The organism is Quadrisphaera sp. KR29 (genome assembly GCF_052644995.1).
In genome coordinates this window covers 39,203-45,847 of record NZ_JBQXXG010000025.1, presented here as the reverse complement: position 1 = coordinate 45,847, position 6,645 = coordinate 39,203, and the positions used below count along the sequence as shown (strand labels likewise).

The window sequence follows — 6,645 nt, the reverse complement described above, 5'->3', positions numbered from 1 at the left end:
CCGCCCCCCGGCCCCCCCCCCCCCCCCCGGGGGGGGGGGGGGGGCGGGGGGGGGGGGGGGGGGGGCCCCCCCCCCCCCCCCCCCCCCACGGGGTGGGAGGGGCGGGCGGTCATGCGCCGCGCAGCACGGCGCCGTGGCGGCGGGCCGCCTCGGCGACGGCCGCCTCGCGCACCGCGGCGGCGTCCGCCGCGGTGAGCGTCCGGTCCAGGGCGCGCAGCCGCAGCGAGAAGGCCAGCGAGCGGTGGCCCTCGGGCACGGGCGCGCCGGTGTAGACGTCGAAGAGGCGCACCTCCTCCACCAGGTCGCCGTGACCGGCCGCCGCAGCGCCGGCCAGCAGCGCCCGGCGGACGTCCTCGGCGGGCACGGAGGCGTCCACGACGAGCGCGACGTCCTCCTTGCTCGGCGGGAAGGGCGACAGCCGCGGCGCGGGCACCAGCTCGGGCGCCGCCGCGACGAGCGCGTCGAGGTCGAGCTCGAAGGCGACCGTCCGCGCCGGCAGCCCCAGCGCGGCGACGACCGCGGGGTGCAGCTCGCCGGCGTGCCCCACCGGCGCACCCGCGCCCCCGTCAGCGGAGGGCAGCGACAGCTGCGCGCAGCGGCCCGGGTGCCACGGCGCGAGCGCGCCGCTGGTCACGACGAGCTCCACGCGCAGCGCCTGCGCCACCAGCTGGGCGGCGGCCACGGCGTCGGCGGCGTCGGCAGCTCGACCGGGCCCCCACCAGCCCTCGGGCTCGGCGCGACCGGCCAGCACCCCCGCCACGTGCACGGGCTGGGGCGGCACCGCGGCCAGCAGGCCCGCCAGCTCCTCCTCGGAGGGGCGGGCGTCGACCCGCAGCCGCGCCGCGGCCGGGGCGCCGGGGCGCGGGAGCACCACGCCGCCCAGCTCGAAGAGCGCCACGTCGGCGGCGCCGCGGGAGGTGTTGCGGCGCAGGACGTCGAGCAGCGTGGCCAGCACGCTCGTGCGCAGGAGGGGCTGCTCGTCGGACAGCGGGTTGGCCAGGCGCAGCGCCGTGCGGCGCGGGTCGTCGCCGTCCAGCCCGAGCTCGTCGCTGCGCGCTGCGGAGGTGAACGGGTAGGAGCGCACCTCCACGAACCCGCCGGCGGCCAGGGCGTCGGCGGCCCGGCGGCGCAGGCGCTGCCCGGCGGTCAGGCCGCGGCCGGGCGGCGCCGGCGGCAGCTGCGAGGGGACGGCCTCGTAGCCGTGCAGGCGCACGACCTCCTCGACCAGGTCGACGGGCTGCACGAGGTCGGGCCGCCACGTCGGCGGGAGCACCCGCAGCACGTCCTGGTCGCCGCCGTCGTCCCCGGGGCCGGCGGGCGAGACGGTGCAGCCGACCTGCTCGAGGAGCTCCACCACGCGGGCCCGGCCGAGCTGGTCGGCCGGAACGCCGGACAGCCGCGCCGGGAGGTCGACCGGCAGGGCGATCGCGGGCGGCTGCACCACGGCGCCGGGCGCGACGACGTCGGTGGCGGCGTCGTCCGCCGTCCCCCCGCCGTGCTCCACGAGCAGGCGGACCGCCAGCTCGGCGGCAGCGGCCTGCAGCGCGGTGTCGACGCCGCGCTCGAAGCGGCGGCTGGCCTCGCTGGGCAGCTTGTGGCGCCGGGCCGTGCGCGCGATGCTCACCGGGTCGAAGCGGGCGGCCTCGACGAGCACGTCGCGCGTCGTCGTCGTCACCTCGGTCTCGCGCCCGCCCATGACGCCCGCGAGGCCGATGGCGCGCGCGCCGTCGGGTCCGTCGGTGATGAGCAGGTCCTCGGGGTCGAGCGCGCGGTCGACCCCGTCGAGGGTGACCAGCCGCTCCCCCGGGCGCGCGCGGCGCACGACGAGCGGGCCGTCGACGGCGGCGAGGTCGTAGGCGTGCAGCGGCTGGCCCAGCTCGAGCATCACGTGGTTGGTGATGTCGACGGCGAGGGAGATCGGCCGCATGCCGGCCTGCTGCAGGCGGCGCTGCAGCCAGTACGGCGACGGGGCGGTGGGGTCGACGCCGCGCACGACGCGCGTGACCATCCGGGTGCAGCCGGGGGCGCCGTGGACCGGCGCGTCGTCGCGCAGCTCGACGCCGTGGCCGGCGGCTGAGCCGGAGCCGCCCCCGCCCGCGGCGGGCACCTCGACGGCAGCGGGGTCGCGGAAGGCCGTCGCCACGTCGAGGCGGGCGCCGTGGGCGTACTCGCGGGCCAGGCCGCGCACGCTGAAGCAGTAGCCGCGGTCGGGGGTGACGTTGACCTCCACGACCTCCTCGGTGAGCCCGAGCAGCGCGAGGGCGTCCTGGCCGGGCTCCAGGGCCGAGGCGCCGGCCCCGAGGAGGCGCTCCAGCACGATGATCCCCGCGTGGTCCTCCCCGAGCCCCAGCTCGCGCGCGGAGCAGATCATCCCGTCGGAGACGTGCCCGTAGGTCTTGCGCGCGGCGATGGGGAACGGCCCGGGCAGCACCGCGCCGGGGAGGGCGACGACGACGAGGTCCCCGGCGGCGAAGTTGCTGGCGCCGCACACGACACCGCGCGGCTCCTCGCCGCGCGCGAGCTCGCCGGTGTCGACCGAGCACCAGTTGACGGTCTTGCCGTTCTTCTGCGGCTCGGGGTCGGCGGACAGCACGCGGCCGACGACGACGGGGCCGACGACGTCGCCGCCGTGCAGGCCCTCCTCCTCCAGGCCGACGCGCACGAGCGCGGCGGCGACCTGCTCGCCGGTGGCGTCAGCGGGCAGGTCGACCCACTCGCGGATCCAGCTCAGGGGCGCGCGCATCAGAGGGCCGTCCCCAGGCCGGTGCCGAAGGCGCGCGAGAAGCGCACGTCGCCCTCGACCATGTCGCGCATGTCGGCGACGCCGTTGCGGATCTGCAGGATCCGCTCGATGCCCATGCCGAACGCGAAGCCGCTGTAGCGCTCGGGGTCGACCCCGCACGCGCGCAGGACGTTCGGGTTGACCATGCCGCAGCCTCCGAGCTCGAGCCAGCCGCTCCCGGAGCCGTCGGGGCGCTCGAACCACACGTCGAGCTCCGCGGACGGCTCCGTGAACGGGAAGAAGGAGGGGCGCAGGCGGGTGCGCGCGCTGGGGCCGAGCAGCGCCGTCGCCAGCCTGTCGAGGGTGCCGCGCAGGTGGGCCATCGTCAGGCCCTCGTCCACGGCGATGCCCTCCACCTGGTTGAACACCGGGGTGTGCGTGGCGTCGAGCTCGTCGGTGCGGAACGTGCGCCCGGGGCACACCACGTACAGCGGGGCGCCGCGCTCGAGCAGGGAGCGGGCCTGCACCGGGGAGGTGTGGGTGCGCATGACCAGCCCGGAGCTGGGCGGGTCGACGAAGAAGGTGTCCTGCATCTGGCGGGCGGGGTGGTCCACCCCGAAGTTGAGGGCGTCGAAGTTGAACCACTCCGCCTCCACCTCGGGGCCCTCGGCCACCTCGTAGCCCATGGCCGTGAAGACGTCCTCGACGCGCTCGGCGACCAGCGCCAGCGGGTGGCGCGCGCCGGCCCGGGCGCGCTGGACGGGCACCGTCAGGTCGACGGCCTCCTCCACCAGCACGCGGGCGTCGCGCTCGGCCTCCAGCTCGGCCGTGCGGGCCTCCAGCGCCGCGCGCACGCGGCCGCGGGCGCCCCCGATCCGCTTGCCCACCGCGGCGCGCTCGGCGGGGGGCACGTCGGCGATGGCGCGGTTGGCCAGGGCGAGCGGGCTGCGGTCCCCGGTGTGCGCCAGGCGCACCTCCTTGAGCGCGTCCAGGTCGGGCGCGGCGGCCAGAGCGGCCAGCGCTGCGGCGACGGCGCTCTCGACGCCCCTCTCGCCGAGCGGGTCATCCAGTTCGGGCACCGGGCAAGCCTGCCAGAGCGCGCAGCGCGCTCCCCCGCCCGCCCGTCCGTCCTCCCCAGCGCTGGTCGCGAGGAGGTCAGAGGCCGGGCTGCGCCGTCTCCGCCGCCGTCGTCGTCGGCACCGCGGTCGCCGACGTCGTCGGGCTGCGCTCGTCGACGCCGTCGGGAAGGTCGAGCCGCAGCTGGCGGCGCTCGGCGCCGGAGCGCCGGTCGAGCAGCGGGGTGCCCGGCAGCTGCACGAACTCGGGCACGGCGGCCGGCAGCGTGAAGCGGAAGCGGGCCCCGCCGGAGGGCGAGGTGCCCACGGTGATGCGGCCGCCGTGCGCGTCGACCAGGCCGCGCACCACGTACAGGCCCAGACCGGTGCCGCCGCGCCGCGAGCCGCGCCAGAACTTGGTGAAGACCACGCCCAGGTGCTCGGCGGGGATGCCCTCGCCCTCGTCGTCGACGACGACGGCCACGCCGTCGCCGTCGGGGTCGGGCGTGACGGAGATGTCGATCTGGCCGGCGCCGTGGCGCACGGCGTTGCCGACGAGGTTGCTCACCACCTGCTCGAGGCGGTCGGGGTCCGCCCAGACCTCCGGCAGGGTGGCGGCGATGGCCACGTTGAACCGCTCCGCCGGCTGCCCGGTGGCCACCGCGCGGTCCACCTGGCCGCGGACCAGCCCGGGCAGGTCGACCACCTGCCGCTTGACCTCCAGGCGGCCGGCGTCCATGCGGGAGATGTCGAGCAGCTCGGCGATGAGCCGGGTGACGCGGTCGGCGTCGGCCTCCACCGTCTCGAGCATGAGGCGCTTCTGGGCGTCGGACAGGCGCTCCCAGCGGCGGAGCATGGTGGAGGTGAACCCCTTGACCGACGTCAGCGGGGAGCGCAGCTCGTGGGCGACGGTGGAGATGAGCCCGGCGTGGTCGTTCTCCAGGCGGCGGCGCGCCTCGGTGTCGCGCAGCTGCAGCACCACGCGCTGGACGGGCGCGCTGCGGGCGGGGCGGACGTAGCGGGCGGTGACGAGCACCTCGTGGTCACCGGGCAGCACGAGCAGGCGCTCGCGGTGCCCGCTGCGGGTGGCCAGGCCCGTGAAGGGGTCGGTCAGGGCCCACCAGTCACGACCGGTGGTGTCCTGCAGCGGCAGGGCGCTGCGCACGTCGCGGCCCAGGAGGTCCTCGCGGCGCCGGCCGGTGCACCGCTCCGCGCCGCCGTTGACCAGCTGCACGCGGGCGTCCGCCCCCACGACCACCACGCCGTCCGGCAGCTCCTCGAGCAGCCCCAGCGCGGCGTCCACGGGGGCGACCGTACCGCCAGCGGAGGGCCCTGTGTCACTCCCGGTCACCATCGACCGCCACCTCGTCGTCGCACCGCCGCCAGCGGGAGGCCCGGGCGACGGGTGCGCCGCGGCTCACCCCGCCGAGGCGTCCGCGCGCAGCTCGAACCAGACGACCTTGCCGATGCTGTCGTCGCGCACGCCCCACCGGGTGGTGAGCAGGTCGACGATGAACAGCCCGCGCCCGTCCAGCGCGCCGTCGTCGGCCGGCTGCAGGTGGGGGTGGCGGGAGTTGTCGTCACCGACCTCGATGCGGATCCACCCCGGGTCCGTGCGCACCCACAGCCTCACGTCGGAGCGGCCGTGGACGATGGCGTTGGTGACCAGCTCGCTGGTGCACAGCAGCGCGGAGTCGCAGGCGTCGGGTGGGAGCTGCGCGGCCGTGCAGGCCTGCGCGACCAGGCGCCGCGCCTGGCCGGCGGCCTCCGGGCCGCACGGCAGCACCGTCTCGGTCACGAGGCGCCCGCCCCGGCGCCGCCGGTCCCGCCGGCGCTCGCGCCCGGCGTCGGCGTGCGGTGCTCCACGGCGCCAGTGTGGCCGACGCGGCCCCCGGCGCCGACCAGGCCCCGCGGCGCGGCGCCGCGGCGGCGCTGCGCGCGGTGGGCGCGGGCGCTGGCGTACAGGCAGACCGCCGCGGCGGTGGCGAGGTTGAGGCTCTCCGCGCGACCGTGCAGCGGCACCCGGACCGCGAGGTCGGCGACCTCGCGCTCGGCGGGGTCCAGACCGCTGGCCTCGTTGCCGAACAGCCACGCGGTGGGGCCGGCGAGGGGGCCCTCGCCGGTGTGCGCGGCGTCGAGGAGGTCGTCGAGGTCGGCGCTGCCCCGACCGGGGACCCCGTCGGTGGCCAGCACCGCCACGCCCGCCGCGCGCAGTCGCTGCGCGGCCTCGGCCAGCTCGACGGGCTGCACGACGTCGAGGTGGAACAGGCTGCCCGCCGTGGAGCGGACGACCTTGGGGTTGTGCACGTCGACGCTGCCGCGCGTCAGCAGCACCGCCCCGGCGCCCGCCGCGTCAGCCACGCGGACCACCGTGCCCGCGTTGCCCGGGTCCTGCACGCGGGCGAGCACCGCCACCAGGGCGGGCGGCCCCGGGGCCAGCACGCCGTCCAGGTCAGGGCGCACCGCGTCGCAGACCGCCAGCACGCCCTGCGGGGTGCGCGTTCCGGACAGCACCGCGAGCACCTCCTCGGTGCACTCCAGCAGCTCGGCCCCGGCGCTGCGCGCGCCGGGGCCGAGCTCGGGGTGCCTGCGCAGGGCGGCGGCGGTGGCCACGACGGTGCGCACGCGGTGCGGGGCTGCGGCGCCGACGGCCTCGCGGACGGCCTGGGGGCCCTCGGCGAGGAAGGCGCCGGCGCGGGCGCGCCCGGCGGGGGTCGCCAGGCGCGCCAGGGCCCGGACCCTGTCGGCGCGCGGGTTGGACAGCAGCCCGTCCGGTGCGGCGGGGGCCGCCGACCGGCGGGCGCCGGTCCGGTGCTCCACCGGACCGGCGCTCACGCTGCTGCCCACGCCCGTCGCGCCGCTGGGTCC

General features: G+C 78.3%; 5 protein-coding genes. All 5 read right to left on the bottom strand.

All coding sequences use genetic code 11. The features are described from left to right. Positions 1 to 109: 109 nt before the first annotated feature. The 5 genes from pheT to ACUN9U_RS17085 all read right to left on the bottom strand — a co-directional run bounded on the left by pheT (position 110) and on the right by ACUN9U_RS17085 (position 6,612). Positions 110 to 2,743, bottom strand: coding sequence for a phenylalanine--tRNA ligase subunit beta (gene pheT, locus ACUN9U_RS17105; protein WP_445486199.1), 2,634 nt, complete (start codon positions 2,741 to 2,743; stop codon positions 110 to 112). After that, positions 2,743 to 3,801, bottom strand: coding sequence for a phenylalanine--tRNA ligase subunit alpha (gene pheS / locus ACUN9U_RS17100; protein ID WP_445486198.1), 1,059 nt, complete (start codon positions 3,799 to 3,801; stop codon positions 2,743 to 2,745). The genes pheT and pheS overlap by 1 nt, the downstream gene beginning before the upstream one ends. Before the next feature lie 76 nt (positions 3,802 to 3,877). Continuing rightward, positions 3,878 to 5,131: an ATP-binding protein gene (locus ACUN9U_RS17095; RefSeq protein ID WP_445486197.1), complete on the bottom strand. Its 1,254-nt coding sequence runs from the start codon at positions 5,129 to 5,131 to the stop codon at positions 3,878 to 3,880. A 63-nt stretch (positions 5,132 to 5,194) separates the two neighbouring features. Further along, positions 5,195 to 5,575 (bottom strand): ATP-binding protein, encoded by a 381-nt coding sequence (locus tag ACUN9U_RS17090; protein WP_445486196.1) that lies wholly within the window; start codon positions 5,573 to 5,575, stop codon positions 5,195 to 5,197. Beyond that, positions 5,572 to 6,612 (bottom strand): TrmH family RNA methyltransferase, encoded by a 1,041-nt coding sequence (locus ACUN9U_RS17085; protein ID WP_445486195.1) that lies wholly within the window; start codon positions 6,610 to 6,612, stop codon positions 5,572 to 5,574. The genes ACUN9U_RS17090 and ACUN9U_RS17085 overlap by 4 nt, the downstream gene beginning before the upstream one ends. Positions 6,613 to 6,645: the final 33 nt, after the last annotated feature.